22 protein-coding genes are annotated in these 22,929 nt (G+C 67.3%); 15 read left to right on the forward strand and 7 right to left on the reverse strand.

Annotated features, from left to right (window positions below):
* The first annotated feature begins 88 nt into the window (after positions 1-88).
* Entirely contained in the window at positions 89-733 is a 645-nt protein-coding gene (locus AC3A35_RS00350) for an MBL fold metallo-hydrolase (RefSeq protein WP_487433805.1), read from the forward strand.
* A 64-nt stretch (positions 734-797) separates the two neighbouring features.
* On the opposite strand, the gene mscL is transcribed toward AC3A35_RS00350, so the two are convergent.
* Positions 798-1,223, reverse strand: coding sequence for a large conductance mechanosensitive channel protein MscL (mscL, locus tag AC3A35_RS00355; RefSeq protein WP_487433806.1), 426 nt, complete (start codon positions 1,221-1,223; stop codon positions 798-800).
* A 110-nt stretch (positions 1,224-1,333) separates the two neighbouring features.
* Positions 1,334-1,954, reverse strand: a complete 621-nt coding sequence (locus AC3A35_RS00360) for a trimeric intracellular cation channel family protein (protein WP_487433807.1) — start codon at positions 1,952-1,954, stop codon at positions 1,334-1,336.
* A 149-nt stretch (positions 1,955-2,103) separates the two neighbouring features.
* On the opposite strand from AC3A35_RS00360, the gene AC3A35_RS00365 reads away from it, so the two are divergent.
* The 7 genes from AC3A35_RS00365 to AC3A35_RS00395 all read left to right on the forward strand — a co-directional run bounded on the left by AC3A35_RS00365 (position 2,104) and on the right by AC3A35_RS00395 (position 8,419).
* Positions 2,104-3,078: an NAD(P)H-dependent flavin oxidoreductase gene (locus tag AC3A35_RS00365; RefSeq protein ID WP_487433808.1), complete on the forward strand. Its 975-nt coding sequence runs from the start codon at positions 2,104-2,106 to the stop codon at positions 3,076-3,078.
* Positions 3,079-3,372: 294 nt separating this feature from the next.
* Positions 3,373-4,242, forward strand: coding sequence for a branched-chain amino acid ABC transporter permease (locus AC3A35_RS00370; RefSeq protein ID WP_487434691.1), 870 nt, complete (start codon positions 3,373-3,375; stop codon positions 4,240-4,242).
* Positions 4,239-5,171: a branched-chain amino acid ABC transporter permease gene (locus AC3A35_RS00375; RefSeq protein WP_487433810.1), complete on the forward strand. Its 933-nt coding sequence runs from the start codon at positions 4,239-4,241 to the stop codon at positions 5,169-5,171. Before AC3A35_RS00370 ends, AC3A35_RS00375 begins: the two co-directional genes overlap by 4 nt.
* A gap of 148 nt (positions 5,172-5,319) precedes the next feature.
* The gene (locus tag AC3A35_RS00380) at positions 5,320-6,480 is read left to right on the forward strand and encodes an ABC transporter substrate-binding protein (protein WP_487433811.1); all 1,161 of its coding nucleotides are present in this window, start codon (positions 5,320-5,322) and stop codon (positions 6,478-6,480) included.
* A 40-nt stretch (positions 6,481-6,520) separates the two neighbouring features.
* Complete coding sequence (locus AC3A35_RS00385) at positions 6,521-7,147, forward strand: flavin prenyltransferase UbiX (protein WP_487433812.1); 627 nt, start codon at positions 6,521-6,523, stop codon at positions 7,145-7,147.
* The gene (locus tag AC3A35_RS00390; protein WP_487433813.1) at positions 7,144-7,740 is read left to right on the forward strand and encodes an LON peptidase substrate-binding domain-containing protein; all 597 of its coding nucleotides are present in this window, start codon (positions 7,144-7,146) and stop codon (positions 7,738-7,740) included. The genes AC3A35_RS00385 and AC3A35_RS00390 overlap by 4 nt, the downstream gene beginning before the upstream one ends.
* 91 nt (positions 7,741-7,831) lie before the next feature.
* Positions 7,832-8,419, forward strand: a complete 588-nt coding sequence (locus AC3A35_RS00395) for an NADPH-dependent FMN reductase (protein WP_487433814.1) — start codon at positions 7,832-7,834, stop codon at positions 8,417-8,419.
* 29 nt (positions 8,420-8,448) lie between these two features.
* Here the strand turns inward: AC3A35_RS00395 and trxC are convergent, their stop codons facing one another.
* Positions 8,449-8,889 carry a thioredoxin TrxC gene (gene trxC / locus AC3A35_RS00400; RefSeq protein WP_487433815.1) on the reverse strand — a complete coding sequence of 147 codons (441 nt, stop codon included), beginning with the start codon at positions 8,887-8,889 and terminating at the stop codon, positions 8,449-8,451.
* Positions 8,890-8,963: 74 nt separating this feature from the next.
* Entirely contained in the window at positions 8,964-10,016 is a 1,053-nt protein-coding gene (gene mutY / locus AC3A35_RS00405; RefSeq protein WP_487433816.1) for an A/G-specific adenine glycosylase, read from the reverse strand.
* A 144-nt stretch (positions 10,017-10,160) separates the two neighbouring features.
* On the opposite strand from mutY, the gene AC3A35_RS00410 reads away from it, so the two are divergent.
* A complete protein-coding gene (locus AC3A35_RS00410; protein WP_487433817.1) occupies positions 10,161-10,658 on the forward strand; it encodes a flavin reductase family protein in 498 nt (165 codons plus the stop codon).
* Positions 10,659-10,689: 31 nt separating this feature from the next.
* Here the strand turns inward: AC3A35_RS00410 and hypF are convergent, their stop codons facing one another.
* A complete protein-coding gene (hypF, locus tag AC3A35_RS00415) occupies positions 10,690-13,068 on the reverse strand; it encodes a carbamoyltransferase HypF (protein ID WP_487433818.1) in 2,379 nt (792 codons plus the stop codon).
* A complete protein-coding gene (locus AC3A35_RS00420) occupies positions 13,065-14,231 on the reverse strand; it encodes a hypothetical protein (RefSeq protein ID WP_487433819.1) in 1,167 nt (388 codons plus the stop codon). The genes hypF and AC3A35_RS00420 overlap by 4 nt, the downstream gene beginning before the upstream one ends.
* 655 nt (positions 14,232-14,886) lie before the next feature.
* Here AC3A35_RS00420 and AC3A35_RS00425 point away from each other — a divergent pair.
* Positions 14,887-15,930, forward strand: a complete 1,044-nt coding sequence (locus AC3A35_RS00425; protein ID WP_487433820.1) for a porin — start codon at positions 14,887-14,889, stop codon at positions 15,928-15,930.
* A 242-nt stretch (positions 15,931-16,172) separates the two neighbouring features.
* Positions 16,173-17,960: a lipid A export permease/ATP-binding protein MsbA gene (gene msbA, locus AC3A35_RS00430; RefSeq protein WP_487433822.1), complete on the forward strand. Its 1,788-nt coding sequence runs from the start codon at positions 16,173-16,175 to the stop codon at positions 17,958-17,960.
* Positions 17,961-17,969: 9 nt separating this feature from the next.
* Here the strand turns inward: msbA and AC3A35_RS00435 are convergent, their stop codons facing one another.
* The gene (locus tag AC3A35_RS00435) at positions 17,970-18,641 is read right to left on the reverse strand and encodes a glycosyltransferase family 25 protein (protein ID WP_487433823.1); all 672 of its coding nucleotides are present in this window, start codon (positions 18,639-18,641) and stop codon (positions 17,970-17,972) included.
* Positions 18,642-18,865: 224 nt separating this feature from the next.
* On the opposite strand from AC3A35_RS00435, the gene AC3A35_RS00440 reads away from it, so the two are divergent.
* From AC3A35_RS00440 to AC3A35_RS00455, 4 genes are read left to right on the forward strand one after another with little or no spacing between them, the layout of a single operon-like run.
* A complete protein-coding gene (locus AC3A35_RS00440; protein WP_487433824.1) occupies positions 18,866-19,993 on the forward strand; it encodes a glycosyltransferase in 1,128 nt (375 codons plus the stop codon).
* On the forward strand, positions 19,990-20,880 hold the full coding sequence (locus AC3A35_RS00445; protein ID WP_487433825.1) for a DUF6625 family protein: 891 nt from the start codon (positions 19,990-19,992) through the stop codon (positions 20,878-20,880). Before AC3A35_RS00440 ends, AC3A35_RS00445 begins: the two co-directional genes overlap by 4 nt.
* Positions 20,877-22,034: a glycosyltransferase gene (locus AC3A35_RS00450; protein WP_487433826.1), complete on the forward strand. Its 1,158-nt coding sequence runs from the start codon at positions 20,877-20,879 to the stop codon at positions 22,032-22,034. Before AC3A35_RS00445 ends, AC3A35_RS00450 begins: the two co-directional genes overlap by 4 nt.
* Positions 22,031-22,918, forward strand: coding sequence for a glycosyltransferase (locus AC3A35_RS00455; RefSeq protein WP_487433827.1), 888 nt, complete (start codon positions 22,031-22,033; stop codon positions 22,916-22,918). The genes AC3A35_RS00450 and AC3A35_RS00455 overlap by 4 nt, the downstream gene beginning before the upstream one ends.
* Positions 22,919-22,929: the final 11 nt, after the last annotated feature.

Here is a 22,929-nt window from a genome sequence, read left to right on the forward strand (position 1 = left end):
GGTGCCGGCGAACCGTTCCGCACCCCGAGCCTGAGCGGCTCGGGCGCGTTATCATCGGGGTCCGTTTCCCCGAATTGTGTTCGCCATCATGATCGACGTCCGTATCGTCCCCGTCACCCCGTTTGAACAGAACTGCAGCCTCATCTGGTGCGACAAGACCCGCAAGGCGGCGGTGGTGGACCCGGGCGGCGATCTCGACCGCATCCTGGCCGCGGCGGAAAAGCTCGGGGTCACGATCGAGAAGATCCTGCTGACCCACGGCCATATCGATCACGCCGGTGGAACCGCGAAGCTGGCGCGCGAGCTCGGGGTGCCGATCGAGGGACCGCAGGAGGAAGACCGGTTCTGGATCGACGGCATGCCGCAGCAGAGCAAGATGTTCGGTTTCCCCGAGGTGGAGTCGTTCACCCCGGACCGCTGGCTGCACGACGGCGACACGGTCACGGTGGGCGAGGAGACGCTGCAGGTGATCCACACCCCGGGTCATACCCCGGGCCACGTCGTGTTCTTTCATCCCGGTGCGCGCCTGGCCATCGTCGGCGACGTGCTGTTCGCCGGTTCCATCGGGCGCACCGATTTCCCGCGCGGCGATCACAAGACGCTGATCAGCTCCATCCGCAACAAGCTCTTCCCGCTCGGCGACGACATCACCTTCCTCCCCGGACACGGACCGACCTCGACCTTCGGCGAGGAGCGCGTGAGCAATCCCTTCGTCGGCGGCCCCTACGGCTGAAGACGCGACACCCGCGCCCGGCACTCGGACGCAGGCGCAAGCCGCGGGTGGCGGATGAGGCCGTTCAGGCGCGCTGCTTGAGCGTGTCGCGGATCTCGCGCAGCAGCTTCACTTCGTCGGGTTCGGGCGGGGGTTCGGCCGGCGCCGGCGGCTCGGCGCGCTTGAGCTTGTTGATCGCCTTGATCGCCACGAAGATCGCAAACGCGATGATGATGAAATCGATCGAGGTATTGATGAAGGCTCCGTACTTCACCAGCGGGGCACCGGCCTTCTCTGCCGCTTCCATCGTGTCGTAGGTGTCGCTGCCCAGGTTCAGATAGAGATGGCGGAAGTCCACGCCGCCGACGATGCGCCCGACGATCGGCATCACGATGTCCTTGACCAGCGAATCGACGATCTTGCCGAAGGCGCCGCCGATGATCACGCCGACAGCGAGATCGATGACGTTGCCGCGCATCGCGAATTCCTTGAATTCCTTGATGATGCTCATGACGGTTCTCCTGACGGGTTGAGCGGGCTGGTCCCTGACGGCCGTGCCCGCGGTGACGCCGGGATGTTATCCGGATCGGGCGATCCTATCCACCATGGGTTACGCCCGCTTCAGCTTCGGGCCACGAATACCGGAAGTCGCCACTTGTAACGGATTGCGCCGAGCCGGATCGCAAGCACCAGCGAGCCCGCCGCCAGCGCCGCCCAGCCGGGGCTGACGCCGGCGTCGATCAAGCCGATCAGCAGCACTGCGCCGGCCCATGACGCGGTGGCGTAGAGCTCGGCGGTAAACACCAGCGGCACCTCGTTGCACAGCACATCGCGGACGATGCCGCCGAACACGCCGGTGATCACGCCCATCAGGCTGGCCACCAGCCACGGTGTGCCGAGCGCGAGCGCGGCCTGGGTGCCGGATACGGTGAACAGGGCGAGCCCGATCGCGTCTGGCAGCAGGAACAGGCGCGCGGGCAGCCGCACGAAGCGGACCAAGGCGAAGGTGGCGAGGCCGGCGACGACGGCGGCGATCAGATAGCTCTGGTCGGCGATCCAGAACACGGTGCGATCGAGCAGCAGGTCGCGCAGCGATCCGCCACCGAGCGAGGCGGCCAGCGCCACCACCACCATGCCGAACAGGTCGAAGGGCTTGCGCCCGGCGTCGAGCACGCCGGCGGCCGCCTGGGCCGCCACACCACCGATGCCGATGCCGTAGATGAGGGTATCGATTCCATTCATGGGGCCGCAGCATAGCATCACGCAGGAGATGGTCGGGAGCATGTGCGCGGCAATTCAAACGATCGTTTGAATTGCCGCGCGGCCATGCTAGAGTGCGTGCTCGCGCCGCACGCCTCACCCCGCGCGGCCCAGAACCAACAGGAGACAGCATGTCCATTCCCGCATCCTTTCGCGGCACCATGCGGGTGCCGGCGATCGCCGCGCCGATGTTCCTCGTGTCCGGCCCCGAGCTCGTCATCGCCAGTTGCAAGGCCGGGGTCGCCGGCAGTTTTCCGGCACTCAACGCCCGCCCGGCGGCGCAACTCGACGAATGGTTGACCCGCATCGATCGCGCACTGGCCGGACGTCGCGAGGCGGACCTGGCTGCGGCATGCGCCCCTCATGGCGTGAACCTCATCCTGCATCCGTCCAACAATCGCCTGGAGGAAGACCTTGCCACCATCGTCCGCCACCGCGTGCCCTTCGTGATCACCAGTCTCGGTCACCCGGGCGAAGTGGTGAAGGCGGTGCATGCCTATGGCGGCTTGGTGTTCTCCGACATCGTGCATGCCTACCATGCGAAAAAGGCGGCTGCGGCCGGCGTGGACGGAATCATCGCGGTGGCCAGCGGTGCGGGCGGGCATGCGGGTACCCAGAGCGTGATCAGTCTGATCCGCGAGATCCGCGAGTTCTGGGACGGCGTGCTGATCGCCTCGGGCAGCATTTCCGATGGTGCCGCAATCCGCGCGGTCGAGGTGCTGGGGGCGGATTTCGCTTATATGGGCACGCGCTTCATCGCCACCCGCGAGGCCATGGCGCAGGACGGCTACAAGCAGATGATCGTCGATTGCGGGGCGTCGGAGATCGTCTATACCGACGCGATCTCCGGCACCAATGCGAATTTCCTTTGGCCCAGCCTGGAGCAGGCCGGTTTCGAGCGTAGCCAGCTGCTGGCCGGCCATACCAAGGGCAAGCTGCACGACCTGGCCGACGAGGCGCGCGCCTGGCGCGATGTGTGGAGCGCGGGGCAGGGGGTGGCGACCATCCACGACGTGCCGACGGTGGCGGAACTGGTCGATCGGCTGGAGGCGGAGTATCTGGCGGCTTGCGCGCTGCCGGTCAGTCCGGGGCTGCGGGGGCGCTGAGCCACCCCTTTCCGGGCCGGTGTCCCTGGCGGGGCTGTCGAGAGCGCCGGCGGAAGAGGCGTCAGCGGGGAAGAAGGCGACGCATGTCTGAGCCCGAAGGGCGAGTTTGCGTCGCCGCCCCGATGGCGCCTTTTCCGCCGGGAAGCCGAAGGCCGCGAACGTCTGCCCCGCCAGGGAGGCCGGCCCGGAAAGGGTCCTTGTCGAGGGGTGGCGGGCGGTGAGCCCGCCGTCGAGGTGGCCGGCCCCGGCTACCGGCCGAGCATGGCGAGATCGGATGGTCTATCCTTCGCGCCCATGCTCGCCCTGATCCAGGTTGTCACCAGCGGTATCGCCATCGGTTGCGTCTACGGGCTGGTGGCGCTGTCTTTCGTGCTCATCTACAAGGCCACCGAGACCGTCAGTTTCATGCAGGGCGAGTTGCTGATGGTCGGCGCCTTTGCCGCCGTCGCCCTGCATGTGGGTGCGGGCTGGCCGCTGTGGCTGGCAGCAGTGGCCGCGGTGGTGGCGCTGGCCGCGCTCGGTGCGCTGCTCGAGCGCGCGGTATTGCGCCGGGCGATCGGTCAGCCGCATCTGGTGGCGGTGCTGCTCACCTTCGGCCTCGGGCTGATGCTGCGCGGCACGGTTACCGCCGTGCCGGCGGCGAGTCATGACATGTACCGCCTGCCGTTCGCCGATGCGGTGCTGCGGCTCGGGCCCCTGGTGCTGTCGCTCAGCCATGTGCTGGTGATCGTCGCGACGGTGGTGCTCGCCGTCCTGCTGACGCTGTTCTTTCGCCATACCCGCGCCGGCCTGGCGCTGCGGGCCTGCTCGGAGGATGCACGCATCGCCACCCTGATGGGGGTGCCGGTGGCGTCGATGCACACGCTGGCGTGGGCGCTCGGTGCCGCGCTCGCGGCCGTGGCCGGACTGCTGCTCGCGCCGATCACCTTCGTCCATCTCAATATGGGGCTGATCGCACTGAAGGCCTTTCCCGCCGCGGTGCTGGGCGGACTGTTCAGCCTGCCGGGCGCGCTCGCCGGCGGCGTGTTCCTGGGCGTGGCCGAGGCGTTGGCGGGGCTGGTGTTGCCCGAAGGGGTCAAGGATGTGGTGCCTTATGTGCTGCTGATCGCGGCTCTGCTGCTGTTTCCCGACGGCCTGGCGGGCGGCTGGCGGAGACGACGGTGAGGGGCGCCCGGGGGGCGTTGCTGGCGGCGTCGATCCTTGCGCTGGCGGTTGTGGTGCTGGGTGCAGATTATGCGCTCGGCCAGGCCACACTGGTCGCCACCTACGCCATTGCCGGGCTCGGGCTGGTGATCATTGTCGGTCAGGCCGGGCAGATCACCCTCGGTCAGGGTGCGCTGGTTGCACTCGGGGCCTATGTCGAAGCCGTGCTCGCGCTGCGCGGGGTCCCGCCGGTGCTGTCGATGCCGGCGGCGGTGGCGGCTGCTGCGCTGGGCGGTGCGCTCGCCAGCCTGCCGGCGCGACGCCTCGGAGGTCTCTACTTCGCCATGAGCACACTGGCCTTTGCATTGATCGTGGAGGAAGGCCTGGTCCGTTGGGAATCGCTTACCCGCGGCAGTGCCGGGCTGAGCGTTCCCGCGCTGGGCTGGAGCGGGCTCGCCGCGAGTGGGCCGGCCGCGCAGCTTGCGGTCAGCGTCGTTGCTTTGGCGCTGGCGCTGGCGGCGTGCCGGCGCTGGTTGGCGGGACGCAGCGGGCGCGCCTGGCGTGCGTTGCGCGAGGACGAGGTCGCTGCCGCCGAAGCTTGCGGCATCGATCCTGCGGCCGCCAAGCTGTCGGCCTTTGTCATCGGCGGCGGACTGGCCGGCCTTGCCGGAGCGCTCTACGCGCACTGGATCGGCTTTGTCAGTCCGGACCAGTTCGGCCTGATGTTCTCCTTCGAGCTGCTGATGCTGGTCTTCATCGGCGGTGCGCGTCGCTTGTCCGGTGCGCTGTGGGGCGCGTTGGTGATCGTCAGCCTGCCGCAGGCCATCGCCCTGCTGCGAGACGCCCTGCCCGGCGAGTGGGCGCGCGGCGCCGGGGTCGAAGCGGTGCTGTTCGGCGCGGTCATCGTTGCGGTGGTGGTGTTGCGGCCGCAGGGGCTGGCTCCGCGGTGACCCGCAGATGAGGTGTGGCCAGGTTCCCGCAATCTCCCGGCATGGTGGCGCCGCAGCGCCGCCCGGTGCGATTGGCTGCGCACTGATGGGTGCCGGTTCGGGCCCGGAATGTCGGATAATTCCGACTCTGTCGTCCGGAACTACCGTCATGTTCGTCCGTCACCTCGCCCTGGGTCTCGCCCTCGCCGCCCACGCGCTGCTGGTGAGCGCCACCACTCCCGGCGTGAGCGACGACGAGATCGTGCTCGGCAGCATCCAGGACCTGTCCGGTCCTGCCGCGCTGGTCGGGACGCCGGTGCGCGACGGCATGCTGATGCGGATCGAGGAAGTCAATGCGGCTGGCGGTGTCCACGGGCGCAGCTTGCGACTGGTGGTGGAGGACACCGGCTACGATCCCAAGCGCGGGGTGCTGGCCACGCGCAAGCTGATCCAGCGCGACCAGGCGTTTGCCTTTCTGGCCAATTTCGGCACCCCGGTGGTGATGGCGACCATGCCCTTGATCGTCGACGCCGGGCGCTTGCACCTGTTCCCGTTCTCGCCACACGAATCCACTTACGCACCGCTGCACCCGCTCAAGTTCCAGCTGTTCGCGCCCTACCAGGACTACATGGAGGCGGCCACCCGTCACATGGTGCAGAGTCGTGGCTACAAGCGCACCTGTCTGCTGTACCAGGACGACGACTACGGCCTGGAAGTGATGAAGGGGGTCGAGGCCGGGTTGGTGCGGATCGGCCAGCAACTGGTGGAGAAGACCAGCTACAAGCGCGGGGCGAGCGAATTTTCCAGCCAGATCGCCCGCCTGCGCGCGGCGAGCTGCGATTTCGTGGTGCTCGCCACCGTGGTGCGCGAAACCATCGCGGCGATGAGCGAGGCGCGCAAGGTCGGCTGGGTGGTGGACATGCTGGTGACCGCTTCGGGCTATTCCGCCCAGACCCACGAGCTCGGCGGTGCCGCGGTCGAGGGGCTGTTCGGGGTGAGCGTACTGCCGCATCCTTATGCCGATGGGGCCGACCGCGCGCTGGCCGGCTGGATCGCGCGCTATCGCGAGCGCTATGGGGTCGCTCCCAACGTATGGAGCGCAATGGGTTACAGCGTCGCCGACCTGTTCGTCCGGGCGGTCGATGCAGCCGGGCGGGAACTCACCGTTCCCGGCTTCGTCTCTGCTCTGGAGCGGCTCGAAGCCACGCGCGATTTCTTCGACAGCCCGCCATACCGCTTCAGCGCCACCGACCACCTCGGCAACCGCCATGGCCGGCTGGCGCAGATTCGCGACGGGCGCTGGGAAATCCTTACCGACTACCTCAAGTGATCGGGTACGCTGACAACCGGACAACAGGACGCGACCCGATATGAGTACTCCGCGCACCATCACCGTGGCCTTCACCGGGGCCTCCGGCATGCCCTACGGGCTGCGTCTGGTCGAATGCCTGCTGCACGCCGGTTGCCGGGTGTGGCTGCTGTATTCGCAGGTGGCGCAGATCGTCGCCCGCCAGGAAATGAACTGGAACCTGCCCGGCCGGCCGGCCGAGGTGGAGGCCGAACTCGGCGCCCGCTTCAATACGGCGCCCGGCCAGTTGCGGGTGTTCGGGCGCGAGGAGTGGTTCGCGCCACCGGCCTCCGGCTCCAATCCGCCCGACGCAATGGTGGTCTGTCCGTGCACCATGGCGACGCTGGCCGCGATCGCCGCCGGCCTGTCGCAGAGCCTGATCGAGCGTGCCGCCGACGTGGTGATCAAGGAGCAGCGCAAGCTGGTGCTGGTGCCGCGCGAGACGCCGTACTCGGCGATCCATCTCGAGAACATGCTCAAGCTCGCGCGCCTCGGGGTGTGCATCCTGCCGCCCAACCCCGGTTTCTACCACCATCCGCAATCGGTCCAGGATCTGGTCGATTTTGTCGTTGCCCGTGTGCTCGACCAGCTCGGCGTGCAGCATGCACTGATGGCGCGCTGGGGCGAGGACGAAGGGGGCGCAGCATGAGCGCATCCGTCCGCCTGCCGCTGTTTCCGCTCAACACCGTGCTGTTTCCCGATGGTCTGCTGCCGTTGCGGGTGTTCGAGGCGCGCTATATGGACATGGTGACGCGCTGCATGCGCGACGGCAGCGGTTTCGGCATCTGCCTGATCGCCGCAGGACCCGAAGTCGGCGAGGCGGCGCTGCCGCATCCGGTCGGTACCGAGGCCCGCATCGAACATTGGGACATGGACGAGCCGGGCGTGCTGGGCCTCGTTGTGCGGGGGGTACGGCGTTTTCGCATCGTCGACCACGAGGTCGAGCGCGATGGCCTGCTCACCGGCGAGGTGGTCTGGCTGCCCGAGCCCGCGGTGCAGTCGGTGCCGGCGGCGCAGGCCGACATCCTGCCGCTGCTGCAGGTACTGGCAATCGAAGCCGGAGACCGCATGCCGCTGCCGCACCGTTTCGATGATGCCGCCTGGGTAGGCGCCCGCTACGCCGAGATGTTGCCGATCCCGGCGATCGCACGTCAGCGTCTGCTCGAACTCGACGACGTGATCAGCCGGCTCGAAATCATGCAGCAGTACCTGCGCCAGCACGGATTGCTCGATATCGGCTGAGGCTGCCATTCAGAATGGCCGGCGTCACCAGCGTTCTGGCCGAAAACCGGATTACCGTCACTCGCTCACCACGCAACCGGAGCCACATCCCATGCCTACCCCTAACATCCTGCTCATGGCCGGCAGCGCACGCAGCGCATCGTTGGCGCGACACCTCGCCCTGGTGTGCGTTGCACCGCTGCAGGCGGCGGGCGCCGAGGTCACGCTGGTGGAACTCGCCGACTATCCGGCACCGCTGTACCACGGCGATCTCGAAGCCGAATCCGGCCTGCCGCCCGCGATCGTCCGCCTGCAGCGGCAGCTAGCGGCGTGCGATGGCCTGCTGGTGGTGAGTCCCGAGTACAACGGCTCGATCACGCCCTTGCTCAAGAACACGCTGGATTGGTGCTCACGCCCCAACCCCGCCGATCCTGCGCGCTCCGGCGGAGCGGTCTATGCCGGTCGTGCCGCCGCGCTGGTCGGCAGTTCGCCGGGCGCGCTGGGCGGCATGCGGGCACTGTTCCATGTGCGCGACATCCTCGGTTATCTCGGTATGCAGGTGATTCCGCAGCAGCTCGCGGTCGGGCGGGCGGGGGCCGCGGTCGGGTCCGACGGCAGACTGGTCGATCCGCAGCAGCAGGCCGCGCTCGAGGGCGTGGCCGCGGCGCTGGTCGAGACCGCGCGCCGGCTGCGCGCTTAGCCGGGCGTCCGTCGTACGCCCGGCGCCTCCTAGCGGCCGAGCTGGGTTCGTGTCCAGCGCACGATATCGGCCGCGCCCATCGCGCCCGCCTGCCGTGCGATCTCGTGTCCCTGGCGGAACAGCGCCAGGGTGGGGATGCTGCGGATGCCGTATTGTGCGCCGAGCGCCTGCTCGGCTTCGGTGTCGACCTTTGCCAGCCGAACATGAGGTTCCAGCATGCCCGCGGCCTGGACAAAGGCCGGCGCCATTGTCCGGCAGGGTCCGCACCAGGGCGCCCAGAAGTCGACCAGCACCGGGATATCATTGCGCCCGATGTGACGGGCAAAGCTGGCAGTCGTCAGCTCCAGCGGATGGCCGGCGAACAACGGGCGATGGCACTGGCCGCAGTTCGGTTGTTCGGTGAGGCGGGTGTCGGGCACGCGGTTGACCGCGTTGCAGTGGGGGCAGACAAGGTGCAGGGCGTCGCTCATTTGGGGTGGCCGTGTTGGATGCGATGGCGCTCAGGTGGTGTCGGCGGGGGCGAACTTCAAGACCGGCCGCGCGTTCAACCGGATTGATCCGGCCCTGCCATCCGCTCCAGGATGCGGCGGACGGGCGTCGGCAGGGCGGCGTCGTCGGTGCGGGTCAGGTCGAGCCATACCCTGCCTCTTTCTTCGACGCCGCTCGGCGGTGCCGTGAGTTCCATGCGCCATGGCTGCATGTCGAGGATGAAGTGGGTGAAGGTGTGGGTCAGGGGCGCAAGCCGGCTTGCCGGTCCGCCGACCATGCCCAGCGTGGCGGCCCAGGCCGCCACGTCCTGCGCCTGCGCGGGCACCTCGGGCAGGGCCAGCAGGCCGCCCCAGATGCCGTTCGGCGGGCGGCGTTCGAGGAGAACCGCGCCGCGGCTGACGATGACCGCGACCTGCACGCTGCGCCGCGGGACGGCCTTGCGCGGTCGCGGGGCCGGCAGCTCGGCGACGCGGCCGGTGATGCGGGCGATGCATTCGGCGGCCAGCGGGCAGCGTGCGCAAGCCGGCTTGCCACGGGTGCACACGGTGGCGCCGAGGTCCATCTGGGCCTGGATATAGGAGCCGACACCGGTGTCGGGCAGAAGCGATTCGGCCAGCGCCCAGAGCCGGTTCTCGACCGCCTTCTCGCCCGGAAATCCGTCCACGCCGAACACCCGGCACAGCACCCGTTTGACATTGCCGTCGAGGATGGCCGCGCGCTCGTCGCTGCAGAAGGCGGCAATGGCGGCAGCGGTGGAGCGACCTATGCCGGGCAGGGTGACGATCTGCGCCGAGTGGCGCGGGAAACGTCCGCCATGGTCGCTCATGACTTGCTGCGCGGCGCGGTGCAGGTTGCGTGCGCGGGCGTAGTAACCGAGGCCGCTCCACAAGGCCATCACGTCTTCCACCGGAGCCGCGGCGAGCGCGGCCACGTCCGGGAAGCGGCCGACAAAGCGCTGGTAGTATGGAATCACGGTGGTGACCTGGGTCTGTTGCAGCATGATCTCCGACAGCCAGACCCGGTAGGGGTCGCGGCTGCCCTGCCAGGGCAGGTCGTGGCGGCCGTGATGGCCTTGCCACTCGATCAGGCGGCGGGCAAAATTGCTCATCGTGGTGCCTGTTTCCGGTATTCGTGTAGCAGTTGGGGTGCCCGTGTGCCGCACGGCACTCGACGTCCCCCCCGTGCGCGGCCATAATTCGCCGCCTGATCAAATTCTTCCGGGCGTAGCCTGCGCCGCACCAGAGTCCTCTCCATGTCCCAGCAGCCCACCGCCGCCGAAGATGCAGCGCGCAGTTTTCGCAACGCCCTCGGCATGTTCGCTACCGGCATCACCGTGGTCACGATGCGCACGCCCGCCGGCGAGCCGATCGGACTGACGGTGAATTCGTTCAATTCGGTGTCGCTCGATCCGCCGCTGATCGTATGGAGCCTGGCGAACGACCTCCCCAGTCGGGCGCTGTTCGAAGCCTGCGAATATTACGCGATCAACGTGCTTGCGGCCGATCAGGAAGCCGTTTCGCAACGTTTCGCCAGCCGCCTCGGCGATCGCTTTGCCGGGCTGGGGTTCGACCATGGGCTGGGCGGCGCGCCGCTGCTGCATGGTTGCTGTGCGCGCTTCGAGTGCCGCAATACCACACGTCATGAAGGCGGCGACCACACCGTCTTCATCAGCGAGGTGGTGCGCTTTGATCGCACCCCCGCCGATCCGCTGATCTATTTCGGCGGGGCCTACCGCTACCTCGTCGTCTGATCGTCCCGCCCACTGCGGGGGGCAGCCACTTTCAGTCTGGTCCCTGGTTCAGGATGTGACGCGCGACATGCGCCTGACCCAGCGCCAGGCCCCCGTCGTTGGGCGGAACCTGACGCGCTTCGAGTACATCCAGACCGCGGGCGGCGAGCCGGCGGGCAAGGTCGCGCGACAGCAGGCGATTGACGAAACAGCCGCCGGACAGCGCCACGGCGCGGATGCCCTGCATATCGACCGCACGCAGCACCCAGGCCTCGAGCGCGGTCGCCAGGGTCGCATGAAACAGGGCCGCGCCGCGGTTGCGGTTGCGCTCGTCGGCAAGGAGGGCCATCAGCGGCAACAGGTCCAGGCTGCCGTGCTCGTCGATGCGCCAGCCACCATGCACCGGCAGCACTGCGCCATAGCGGGTGGCGATACTCTCGAGCTGCATGGCCGCCTCGCCTTCGTAGCCCATCCGGTTGCACACCCCGAGCAGGCCGGCGGCCGCATCGAACCATCGCCCCAGGCTGGTCGTGGTGGGGCAGCGGGTGCCGGCGGCGAGCAATTCGGCCATGCGCCAGGCGGCCGCTTCGGCATGGAAGCGGCTGGTGATCTCGGCGCCGCGGCCCAGCAGGTGCAGCACCGCCGAGGCCATCCGCCACGGTTCGCGTGCCGCCTTGTCGCCGCCCGGCTGCGGCAAGGGCGCCAGGTGGCCGATGCGGCTGAAGTGCGCCCCGTATACCTGCAACAACTCGCCGCCCCAGGCCTTGCCGTCGGTGCCAAGGCCGGTGCCGTCGAGGGCCAGTCCGATAATTGCGCCGCGATGCTGGTGCTCGGCCTGCACTGCAGCGATATGGGCGTGATGATGCTGCACCGGAAAGGCGGGAATGCCCATTCTTTCCGCCAGCGCCTCGGCGGCCTGGGTGGACGGGAAGTCGGGGTGCAGGTCGTGCGCGACCGCGGCGGGCGCCAATGAAAGGATGCGCCGCAGGTGCTCGGCTACCTCGTCGAGGGCCTGACAGGCGCTGGCCGAATACAGGTCGCCGACGTGCTGCGACAGGAAGGCCTCGTCGCCACGGGTGAGGCACAGTGTGTTCTTGAGCAGGCCGCCGAAGGCGAGCACTGCTGCGCCCCGATCCGCCAGTTTGAGCGCGCGCGGCGTGTAGCCGCGCGAGCGGCGGATGAACTGGATGCCGCTATCGCCCGCGCGCACCGCGGGCAGGCTGCGCACCACCGAGTCGTCGCAGCGCACCACGATTTCGCGCTCGTGCATCAGATAGGCATCGGCGATCCCCATCAGGCGGCGGGTGGCTTCGCGGTTGCCGGTCACCAGCGGCTCGCCCCCGGGGTTGGCCGAGGTGCATACCAGCGTCAGCTCCTGGGCCGCGGCAAGCCAGGCAGTACCCGCCGGGCGGCCGGCAAAATCGTGGAACAGCAGGTAGTGCAGCGGGGTGTAGGGCAGCATCAGCCCGACCCAGGCCAGTTCCGGGGCAATCCCGCACAGTTCGGTATCGACACGGTCACGCTTGTCGCACAGCACCACTGGACGCTCGGCGCTGGTCAACAGGGTTTCGTCGGCTTCGCACAGCTTCGCCCACAGGCGCGCCGAGGCCGCATTTGCCACCATGATCGCGAACGGCTTGTCGTCGCGCGACTTGCGCTCGCGCAGCCGCGCGACCGCCTCCGGGTTGCGCGCATCGCACATCAGGTGAAAGCCGCCGAGCCCTTTCACCGCCAGGATCTCGCCGCACAACAGGCGCAGCAGGGCGTCGGCCACCGGGTCGCGGGTGGCGACGGTCACGCCGTAGGCCTCGACCAGGCTCAGCTTCGGCCCGCAGGCCGGGCACGCGCTGGGCTCGGAGTGAAAGCGGCGGTCGGCTCCACGGCCGTATTCGTCGGCGCAATCCGGGCACAACGCAAATGCCGCCATGCTGGTGCTGACGCGGTTATAGGGTAGGCCGCGAGTGATGGTGTAGCGCGGCCCGCAGTGGGTGCAGTTGATCAGCGGATAGCGCCAGCGCCGGTTGCTCGGGTCGAAGAGTTCGGCGAGGCAGTCGGAACAAACCGAGCTGTCGTGACCGATCGCAGTGGTTGCCCCACCGCCCTGCGAGGCGGTGATGGTGAAGCCGCGGTCGGCGGGGTCGGGCAGACACAGTTCGCCCTCCAGACGATCGATCCGCGCCATCGGCGGGGCTTCGCCATGCAGCCGCGCGATCAGTGCCGACAGGTTGCCGGGCGTGCCCTGGGCCTCGAGCTCGACGCCGCAACCATCGCTGCGCACCCAGCCACACAGGTCGAGTTCCTGTGCCAGACGATAGACGAAAGGCCGAAAACCGACACCCTGTACCACGCCATGCACCCGCAGGCGGCGGCGCTCGATGTGGGGTACGGGTCGGGGCAGGGGGCGAGGTGAGATTCCCAGGTCGTCGTTCATCGCGTGCTCCCGATAGAAGGTTTACGGCGCGCGCCGGGGCGCGCGATCTCCAGCTGGTAGCCCATGCCGGGATCGAGGGCAAGGATCAGGGCGTTCAGGCGCAGCGTCGCCGCGTCCTGCGAGGCCGCAGTCCAGCCCGTACCTTCACGCACGAAGCTACCGGAGGGATGGAAATTCCATTCGGTGGGGGTGCAGACCGCGTAGTCGGCGATCAGTCCATTGTCGATCCGTGCCGCATGCAGCAGCAGACCGCGCGCCGTTTCCACGCAGGCAAGGCCGATGCCGGGCCCGCAGGGGGCGGCATCGGCCAGCGCGGGGACTTCGGGGGCCAACGGACGCCGCAATCGGGTGGCGCAGTCGGCGAGATCGATCACCTTGGCGAGCAGGCGCGCGGCGATGCGATGACCGTGCTCCAGCAGCATGCGCACCAGGGGGGAGTCCCGGTGGCGAGCAAATGGCCCGGTTTCGGCGGGCTCGCCACCGAACACCGGGGCCGCGCAGAAATCCGCGCCGGGCATGCCGCCGAGCACGGCAGCCCATTCGGCCGCGTCGAGAGGGGGCAGGGTCTGTACCGGCACGCCGGTGGCCGGCACCTCGGCTGCGCCAATACCGATCAGTCCGGTCAGCACCGAGCCGAGGTTGCCGCCGGCCCCTGCGCAATCGACGAATTCGGCGAGGCTGCGCGGCTCGCGGGTGTGGCGGAAAAACCCCGCCAGCAGCTCGCGTGCGACCAGGTCGAGGACGTCTCCACCCAGTGCGAAGGCCGCTTCGGGCTCCTGCGGGCGGGCGAGCCGGCGATGCAGTTCGGCGTAGCGGTTGCGTCGGGCCTCGATACCGAACAGCGGCGGCCAGTCGAGCAGCAGGCGCCACAGGTGCTCCTGCATCGCTTCGGCGGCAAGCTCGCGCTCGACGTCGATCGCCGCGGCCGCATCCGGTGCGTGCTCGCCGGCAGCTGCCGAACACGCCAGTCTGGCGGCGATGCCGTGCGCCTGACCGCTCGACGCAAACAGCCGCGGCGCCGTGGTCGCCGCTGCGGCCGGCGTGAGGCCATGCATGCGGATGGCGGCCTGCGACGGCGGCTGATGCACCAGGGCAGCGCTTACCTTACCGTCGGCATAGGTGGCCCGCAGCAGCAGGGCTTCCGCCGTGCCGGAGCGGCTCATGCCCGCATCCTGCAGGACGAGGCGGGGCAGCCGGGGGGGCGGGCCGACTCGACAGACCCACGTCTGCGGGGCGACGCGCACCCCGCCCGCGGAGCGCGTCGAACCTGGACGATCGTCATCAGCCGGGTGGGAAAGCGAGGACCGATTCGACCGTTTGCGAGACGCATGGTCATCCCATACGACGAAAAAACGGGTGGATTTGGACCGCCTCGGTTGCGTCCATTCCCACTGGCGCAATAGATCAGTCTCAAGTCTGACCGCCTCCCGGGACAACCATTCCCGGGGCGCGTGTCGGAGTCGGTGCGGGCGCCGTTGCCCGGCCTGTCGCCTTCAATCATGGGAGCACATCCGTGTTGATACGAAGGTACTACCAGCATAGCGCGTGTTGGCGCTGCGCACAGCCCCGCGCGATGCTGTAGGGCGCCGGTGCCGGTCCGGCCACATGCCGGTCAAGGCTGCGTGCGGCTGAGAAAGGCGGGGACTGTGTCGGCTTGTTGCACACGCGCAACAGGTTTGACCCGAAAGCGTTGGTTTTTTGTGTTGACGCTTGCGTGAGTCATGGCCCGGTGCCCAGAATCGCTTCAACTTCTCGCATGAGAGGTAAGTCGGGCCCCAGCCAAGGCTGTGGTCTCAACTTCAACTAGAGGAGAAACACATGCAAAAGAAACTGATCGCGCTGGCTGTTGCTGGCCTGATGTCGGCCCCGGTCTTCGCTCAGTCGAACGTCACGATCTACGGTATCGTCGACATGGGTTACAAGAACCTGGGTGACCACGTCACCGACGGCGTTGACAACAAGAATGCATTTGACTCCGGTCAGTACTCGGGTTCCCGCCTGGGCTTCAAGGGCACCGAAGATCTGGGCAATGGCCTGAAGGCTTTGTTCGTGCTCGAGCAAGGCATCAACGCCGACGTCGGCACCTCGGCTCAAGGCGGCCGCACGTTCGGCCGTCAGGCCTTCGTCGGCCTGTCGGGCGGTTTCGGTACCTTCGCCATGGGCCGTCAATACACCCCGCAGCATTCGCTGATGTCGGCGATTGATCCGTTCGGCAATGGCACGGCCGGCGAGATCGTCAATATCTGGGGTATGGGCACTCCCTTCGCCACCTACCCGACCCGCCTGGATAACCTGGCTGCCTACATCTCCCCGTCCTTCGGCGGTTTCAACGTGGTCGCCGGCTGGACCTGGAACGCGGCCGGCCAAGAAAACAATGGCAATGAAGGCGACGTCCGCGTTTGGGCCATCAACCCGAACTACAAGAACGGCCCGATCCACGTCGGTCTGAACTTCCACAAAGCCCGCATCACCGGCGCGTCGGACACGACCGTCAACGTCTGGGACCTGGCCGGTAGCTACGACTTCGGCGTGGTCAAGCTGGCTGCCGCTATCGGTCTCGACGACCCTGATGCTGGCGACAAGACCAAGAAGGCCATGCTGGGCGTGACCGTTCCGGTCGGCCCGGCCGGCAAGGTGCTGGCTTCGTACAGCCGTGCCCGGCATGAGCTGAACGACGACGAGGCCAGCCAGTGGGCCGTCGGCTACGAGCATGGTCTGTCGAAGCGCACCGTGCTCTACACCGCGTTCTCGAAGATCGACAACGACAACGATGCCGACATCACCGCGTCGGTTGGCGATGCGACCAACGCCAACGCCGGTTACCAGCGTGGCTTCAACCTGGGTATTCGTCACACCTTCTGATCTCGCCTTCAAGCGAGTTTGGCTAGAACGGGCGCCTCGGCGCCCGTTTTTTCGTGCACGGCGCCGTTTGTCGGCGCGACCGCATCGGACGTCCCCGGTGGCCCGCACGGGCGGGGAGTCGCGGTCCCGGTTGGTGAGGCCAATAAAAGCTGTCGTCTTCTGCTTCGCCATCCCTCGATCGGCGTGATTTGAGGCGCTGGGGGCCGTGCTACCATCGGCCACCCCGTCATTACAGGTAACGAATGTCGCACCCCGACTCGACTGCAAGCTCCAGCCTCAAGATCTACTTTCGCCTGTTGACCTATGTACGGCCCTACATCGGCCTGTTTGCGGTCAGCATCGTCGGTTTTGTCATCTTCGCCTCGTCACAACCGATGCTGGCCGGGGTGCTGAAGTACTTCGTCGACGGTCTGACCGATCCGTCGCTGGCCGTATTTTCCGGGGTGCCGCTGCTTGGCGACCTGGCGCTGATGCAGGCGGTGCCGCTGCTGATCGTGGCGATCGCGGCATGGCAGGGCCTGGGTTCCTACCTCGGCAACTATTTTCTGGCCAAGGTCTCGCTCGGGCTGGTGCATGACCTGCGCTTGGCGCTGTTCGACAGCCTGTTGCGCCTGCCCAATCGCTACTTCGATACCCACAACTCCGGCCACCTGATCTCGCGCATCACCTTCAACGTGACCATGGTCACCGGTGCGGCGACCGATGCGATCAAGGTGGTGATCCGCGAGGGCCTGACGATCGTGTTCCTGTTCGCCTACCTGCTGTGGATGAACTGGAAGCTGACCCTGGTGATGGTAGCGATCCTGCCGGTGATCGCGGTGCTGGTGGGCAGTACGAGCAAGAAATTCCGCAAGCAGGCGAAGAAAATCCAGGTCGCGATGGGCGACGTCACTCATGTGGCCTCGGAGACCATCCAGGGCTACCGCGTGGTGCGCAGCTTCGGCGGCGAGATCTACGAGTCCGCCCGCTTCCGCGCGGCGAGCGAGGACAACACCCGCAAGCAGCTGCGCATGGTCAAGACCGGCGCCACCTATACCCCGACGCTGCAACTGGTGACCTATTCGGCAATGGCGGTGGTGCTGTTCCTGGTGCTGTGGCTGCGCGGCGATGCCACCGCGGGCGACCTGGTGGCCTATATCACCGCGGCCGGATTGCTGCCCAAGCCGATCCGCCAGCTGTCGGAGGTCAGTTCCACGATCCAGAAAGGGGTGGCCGGTGCCGAGAGCATTTTCGAGCAACTCGACGAGGCGCCGGAGCGCGACACCGGCACCGTCGAGCGCGAGCGCGTCGACGGCCGGCTGGTGGTGCGCGACCTGAGCTTCAGCTATCCGGGCAGTGAGCGCAATGTGCTCGAGAACATTAGCTTCGAAGTCGAGCCCGGGCAGATGGTGGCACTGGTGGGGCGCTCCGGTAGCGGGAAGTCGACCCTCGCCAACCTGATCCCGCGCTTCTACCATCACGAGAGCGGTCAGATCCTGATCGACGGTGTGGATGTGGAAGACTACGCGTTGCGCAATCTGCGCCGGCACATCGCCCTGGTGACGCAGCAGGTGACCCTGTTCAACGATACCGTGGCCAACAACATCGCCTATGGCGATCTTGCCGGCGCACCGCGGGCCGCAGTGGAGCTGGCGGCAGAGGCGGCGTACGCGAAGGAGTTCATCGACCGCCTGCCGCAGGGTCTGGATACCGGAATCGGCGAGAACGGCGTGACCCTGTCGGGCGGTCAGCGCCAGCGTCTGGCCATTGCCCGCGCCCTGCTCAAGGATGCGCCGATCCTGATTCTCGACGAGGCGACCTCCGCGCTCGACACCGAGTCCGAGCGCCATATCCAGGCCGCCCTCGACCGCGCCACCCATGGGCGCACCACGCTGGTGATCGCGCACCGGCTGTCCACGATCGAACGGGCCGACATGATTCTGGTGATGGACCAGGGGCGGATCGTGGAGCGCGGAACCCATGCCGAGCTGCTCGCGGCAGCCGGCCATTATGCGCGGCTGCACTCGATGCAGTTCAGGGACGGGACCTGACCCGGGTGCTCAGAGGTCGACCCCCAGCACTGTCCTCCACAGGTTGCCGACCACCTGCAGGTACTGCTTCCGGGTGTTCCAGCGCCATGTTCCGACCTTGGCGTAACGCTGTCGCACGTCGGCAATATCGCTCGCCACGATGCGTTCGGGCTGCTGGTCGGAGATCATCGGGAACACGCAGTACTGCCTGAACATCCGCCGATACAGCGTATCGATTCCGAGGCCGCTGTATGCGTGGGTCACCAGGATCTCGCACGCCCGCCGCGAAATGATATAGGCGTGGGCGCCCGCCGCCCTGCAGCGGGCAATGCCCGGGGCTCGGGTCAGCCACATCTTGCCGAGAATGACGCCGAGGTGAAGCAGTTCCGGTTTGGCCTTGTCGAGGAAGCGGTTGATTCTGCGGATCGTCCGCGGGTCGTAGCGTTCGAGGGTGGCATCGTCCTCGAGGATGAGTGCGTTGCGATAACCGCGTTCGAGGACGTGTCGCGCACAGACCTGATGCGAGGTGAAGCAGCCACGCTGGGGGTCGTCGGTGTCCTTGCCGACCAGTACGAACTCGATATCCAGTCCGCTCCCGGCGAACTGTTCGAGAATCAGCGCGCGACGGTCCGCGCGCGATTCGAGACTGATGCACAGCACCGCATCGACGTGTAGGGGTGATCGAGTCGCAAGTGAGGGCATGTGTCGTTTCCGGTCTTGCGGGCGCGCGTCCCTGGTTAAGCGTGTGCGCGCAAGGGCAGGTCTTGTCTTCCGCTGGCGGCGTCGGGCGTCCGGGTGCCATCCCTGCATCCCGGAGGTGTCGGAGTATAATCCGCGGCCGGGCCGGGCTCCTAGTCGGCGCGGTTTCATTTCGTAAAGGGCACGCCGCCGTGGCGGGTGCCCCAAACTCCAGGCAGGAGTCTTTTTTGTCCGACCCCCGAATCCTGCAATTCTGCCATTGCCACTATGGACCGTTTCTGGACGTCGCCCGCCAGTACGCGACCCTGTTCCGCGATACGCCCTACAAGGTCACGACGGTCTACCTGACCGACCCGCCGAGCGAGAGCGTCGTGCAGGGGTCCGCCTCCGACGAGGTGATCTTTCTCGACTATGACGGCAGGGATGTGCGCGGCCTCAAGCTCGACGCCATGCGCCGGCTAGGGCAGATTGTGGCCGAGCGCGACATCCGTCTCATCGTCGCCCACCGGTTCAAGCCGATCTACATTTCGTGCTGGGCGACGAAGCTGCCGGTAATCGGCGTGCATCACGCCTTCGGCGATTACGAACGCCTCTCGCACCGGCTGTTTGCACGCTGGTTCGGCAAGCGTCTGGGGCTGCTCGGGGTGTCGGACGCGATCCGCGACGACATCCGCCGCGGCGTGCCGTCGTGGCCGGCGGAACGCATCGAAACCCTGCACAACCGCATCGATGTCGATGTCGTGCGCACCGGCCTGCTAGCGCGCGCGGCGGCGCGCGAACGCCTGGACCTGCCGGCGGACGCGTTCGTGGTCGGCAACGTCGGGCGCCTGCATCCAGACAAGGATCAGGCCACGTTGTTGCGTGCCTTCGCGTTGGCCCTCGGGCAATTGCCTGTCGGCGCGGTGCTGGCGATTCTGGGCAAGGGGCGGCTGGAGCAGCGCCTGCGTGCCCTCGCCGACGAACTCGGCATCACCGCCCGGGTGCGCTTCCTCGGGCAGGTGCCCGAGGCCTGGCGGGCGTTTGCCGCCTTCGACGTGTTCGCGCTGAGTTCCGATCATGAGCCGTTCGGCATGGTGCTGCTGGAGGCGATGGCGGCCGGCGTGCCGGTAATCGCGACCGACTGTGGCGGTGCGCCCGAGGTCGTGGGCGATGTCGGCGCCTTGTTTCCGCTCGGCGATGCGGACGCGCTGGCGCGTCTGCTGGTGACCCATGCCGGATGGTCGGCAGCCGAACGAACGGCATGTGCGGAGCGCGGCCGGGCCAGGCTGTACGACGCCTTTTCCGACGAGGCCGCCCGCCGTCGCTTCTTCGCCCTGCCCATGGTGCGCGCGGTGCTCGGGTCGGGGGCCGGATGATGGCGAGCGCTGGCGCGCATCCCCGGTTGTGCTTCGTCATTCCTTACTTCGGCAAGTGGCCGTTCTGGATGCCGTTCTTCCTCGCCAGTTGCCGGGCCAATCCGGATATCGACTGGCTGCTGTTCTCGGATTGCGGGCCGCTGGCGGAGTGTCCGCCCAACGTCCGCATCGTCGACACCGCTTATGCCGACTATTGCGCGCGCGTGTCGGCGGCGCTGGGGATCGCGTTCGCCCCTGCGAATCCGTACAAGCTCTGCGATCTGAAGCCGGCCCTCGGCTACATCCACGAAGCGGAGCTGCGCGCGTACGATTTCTGGGCCTTCGGCGATCTGGACCTGGTGTTTGGCGATCTGCGCGCCTATTTCACCGCGGAGCAGCTCGAAGGAAAGGAGCTGCTGTCCACCCACGCCCGTCGGGTATCGGGGCATTGCTGCCTGCTCCGCAATAACCAGCGGATGCGGGAGGCGTTCCTGCGGATACCGCGCTGGCAAAGTCTGTTCGCCGACCAGGCGCATCATGCGCTCGACGAGGGCGCCTTCAGCCGGATCTTCATTCGCCACAAGAACTGGCCGGGCTGGCTGTTCCGCCTCGGCGCACGCTGCAATCCCTGGTATCGCCGCGCCCGGTTCGTGGAGGCCTACAGCACGCCGGGCGCCAAGGTGGCGTGGATCGATGGCAGCCATGATTTTCCCCGACGCTGGTTCTGGCGTGACGGCGTTTTGACCAACGATCGTGACGGTGAACGGACGTTTCCCTATTTCCATTTTCCGGTGTGGAAGAAGAACGAATGGTCGGCGCTGGCGCTGCCCGGCGCTGCAGCGCTGAGCGAACTCGCGGCCGCGGGCAGCTGGGAGATCAACGCAACGGGATTTCACCCGATCCGATGACCAAACGACGCATCAAGGTGCTGCAACTGCAGCCCGACTACAACGTCAAGGCGCACAGCTTTGCCGATCTGGCCGAGCAGATCGTGTTGAGTCTGCCGAGCGACCGCTACGAGGTCGTGTCCGCGTTCCTGAAAGGGCGGCCGGCCGACGGCGAGCCCGTCAGCCGTGCCGGGCGTTCAGTGTACTTCGAGTTCTCCGATGCGCAACTCAAGGGCGCACGACTCGGGGCGTTGTGGCGTCTGTACCGCTTCTGCCGCGAGGAGCGCTTCGACGTGGTGATCTGTAATCGCTTCAAACCGGTCAACATGATGCTGGTGTTGAACCGCTGGCTGCGGGTACCGGTGTGTATCGGCATTGCGCACAACCTCGGCGACTATGCGCGCGTCTATCGTCGTCGGCAGGTCGGACGCAGCGCGGATGGGCGCTGGCGCTTCGTCGGCGTTTCCGCCGCGGTCCGCGACGAGCTGCTCGGCTATGGCTGCGGGTTCACGACGCGGAACACGGTTGCCATCACCAACGCGATCGATGTCGATCAGGCCGAGTCCTTGCAGCTGACGCGCGCGGATGCGCGGCAGGCGCTGGGGCTCGGTGCACAGGCGCGGGTGATCGGCACGATCGGCCGCCAGGTGCCGGTCAAGGCCTATCCGTGCCTGGTCCACGCGTTCGCGAAGATCGCCGAGAAGCACCCCGATGCCGAACTGATTCTGATCGGCGACGGTCGCGAGCATGCCGGGCTCAGGGCGGCGGTCGAGCGTCTCGGGCTCGCCGGGCGGGTGCATCTGCCCGGGGCACGCCCGTATGCGATGAAGTATGTGCGCGCGTTCGACATCTGGGTCATGCCTTCGCTCGAGGAGGGCTTTCCGCTGGCCCTGCTCGAGGGCATGAGTGGTGGCCTTCCCGTCATCGCATCGGATATTCCTTCGATGCACGACCTGGTCGCCGGCGCCGGAGGTGTACTGGTGCCGCCGGGCGATGTCGATGCGCTCGCTGCTGCCATGGATGATTATCTGACCTTGCCTGCCGATGAACTCGAGCGCCGGGGCCGCGCCTGCCATGCCTATGTGCGGGCCCATCATGGCGTGGCCGAGTATCGGGCCGCCTACCGCGGCCTGATCGAGGACGCACTGCGGGCAAACCGAAAGGACGGAAATTGATCAGGGATACGAACAAGCCGCTGGTGACAGTCATCATCGCCTCGTACAACCACGGGCCCTACGTCGAGGCCTCGATCCGGAGCGTACTGGCGCAGACCTATCCCTTCGTCGAACTGCTGGTGATCGACGATGGGTCTACCGACGACAGCGTGGCGCGCATCCGGGCGCTCCAGGCCGAACACGACTTCGATTTCAGGGTACAGCCGAACCAGGGCCTGACCCGCACCCTGAACGACGCGATCGCGCGCGCGCGCGGCAGCCTGATCGCCCCCTTCGGCTCCGACGACATCATGCTGCCGGAGCGGCTCGCTCTGCAGGTCGAATACATGGCGGGCAAGCCCGAGGTCGGGATCTGTGCCGGCAATATCGAACTCATGCACGCCGACGGCACGCCGTATGCCGAGCCGCGCCAGCGCGTGGATATTCCGTTCCGCCGTCTCGATTTCGACGACATGTTCCTCGAACGCAAGCCCTATCCGCCGGCGCCGACGCTGCTGTTCCGCAAGGAGGCCCTGCAGGCGGCGGGCGGCTTCAATCCCGAGATCCGACTCGAGGACCTCTATATCGAACTGAAGATCACCCGGGCCGGATACTTCATCGATGCGCTCGGGGTTCCGCTCGCCCGTTACCGCAAGCATCAGACCAACAGCTACAAGAATATCCGCTTCATGAGCGAGAGCATCCTGAAGATCTACCGCGAGTATGCCGACCACCCGCAGTACGAGGAGGTGCGTATCCGTTTTCTCAACTCGATGTTCCTCAAGAGTTCGAATCGCGATCGCCGGCTGGCGCTCGAGCTGCTCCGGCAGATCCCGCTGCGGGCGTGGAACGGCAAGACGGCGCGCGGCCTGCTGCGCTACGTGTCGCTGATGCGCGGGCGCTGAACGCCGCTTCG

Source organism: Azoarcus sp. Soil_N_20 (assembly GCF_057656155.1).

Bases quoted from the DNA above. Each gene is read 5' to 3' on its own strand.
- AC3A35_RS00350 (WP_487433805.1), top strand. From the start codon at position 89: ATGATCGACGTCCGTATCGTCCCCGTCACCCCGTTTGAACAGAACTGC.
- mscL (WP_487433806.1), bottom strand. From the start codon at position 1,223: ATGAGCATCATCAAGGAATTCAAGGAATTCGCGATGCGCGGCAACGTC.
- AC3A35_RS00360 (WP_487433807.1), bottom strand. From the start codon at position 1,954: ATGAATGGAATCGATACCCTCATCTACGGCATCGGCATCGGTGGTGTG.
- AC3A35_RS00365 (WP_487433808.1), top strand. From the start codon at position 2,104: ATGTCCATTCCCGCATCCTTTCGCGGCACCATGCGGGTGCCGGCGATC.
- AC3A35_RS00370 (WP_487434691.1), top strand. From the start codon at position 3,373: ATGCTCGCCCTGATCCAGGTTGTCACCAGCGGTATCGCCATCGGTTGC.
- AC3A35_RS00380 (WP_487433811.1), top strand. From the start codon at position 5,320: ATGTTCGTCCGTCACCTCGCCCTGGGTCTCGCCCTCGCCGCCCACGCG.
- AC3A35_RS00385 (WP_487433812.1), top strand. From the start codon at position 6,521: ATGAGTACTCCGCGCACCATCACCGTGGCCTTCACCGGGGCCTCCGGC.
- AC3A35_RS00390 (WP_487433813.1), top strand. From the start codon at position 7,144: ATGAGCGCATCCGTCCGCCTGCCGCTGTTTCCGCTCAACACCGTGCTG.
- AC3A35_RS00395 (WP_487433814.1), top strand. From the start codon at position 7,832: ATGCCTACCCCTAACATCCTGCTCATGGCCGGCAGCGCACGCAGCGCA.
- trxC (WP_487433815.1), bottom strand. From the start codon at position 8,889: ATGAGCGACGCCCTGCACCTTGTCTGCCCCCACTGCAACGCGGTCAAC.
- mutY (WP_487433816.1), bottom strand. From the start codon at position 10,016: ATGAGCAATTTTGCCCGCCGCCTGATCGAGTGGCAAGGCCATCACGGC.
- AC3A35_RS00410 (WP_487433817.1), top strand. From the start codon at position 10,161: ATGTCCCAGCAGCCCACCGCCGCCGAAGATGCAGCGCGCAGTTTTCGC.
- hypF (WP_487433818.1), bottom strand. From the start codon at position 13,068: ATGAACGACGACCTGGGAATCTCACCTCGCCCCCTGCCCCGACCCGTA.
- AC3A35_RS00420 (WP_487433819.1), bottom strand. From the start codon at position 14,231: ATGAGCCGCTCCGGCACGGCGGAAGCCCTGCTGCTGCGGGCCACCTAT.
- AC3A35_RS00425 (WP_487433820.1), top strand. From the start codon at position 14,887: ATGCAAAAGAAACTGATCGCGCTGGCTGTTGCTGGCCTGATGTCGGCC.
- msbA (WP_487433822.1), top strand. From the start codon at position 16,173: ATGTCGCACCCCGACTCGACTGCAAGCTCCAGCCTCAAGATCTACTTT.
- AC3A35_RS00435 (WP_487433823.1), bottom strand. From the start codon at position 18,641: ATGCCCTCACTTGCGACTCGATCACCCCTACACGTCGATGCGGTGCTG.
- AC3A35_RS00445 (WP_487433825.1), top strand. From the start codon at position 19,990: ATGATGGCGAGCGCTGGCGCGCATCCCCGGTTGTGCTTCGTCATTCCT.
- AC3A35_RS00450 (WP_487433826.1), top strand. From the start codon at position 20,877: ATGACCAAACGACGCATCAAGGTGCTGCAACTGCAGCCCGACTACAAC.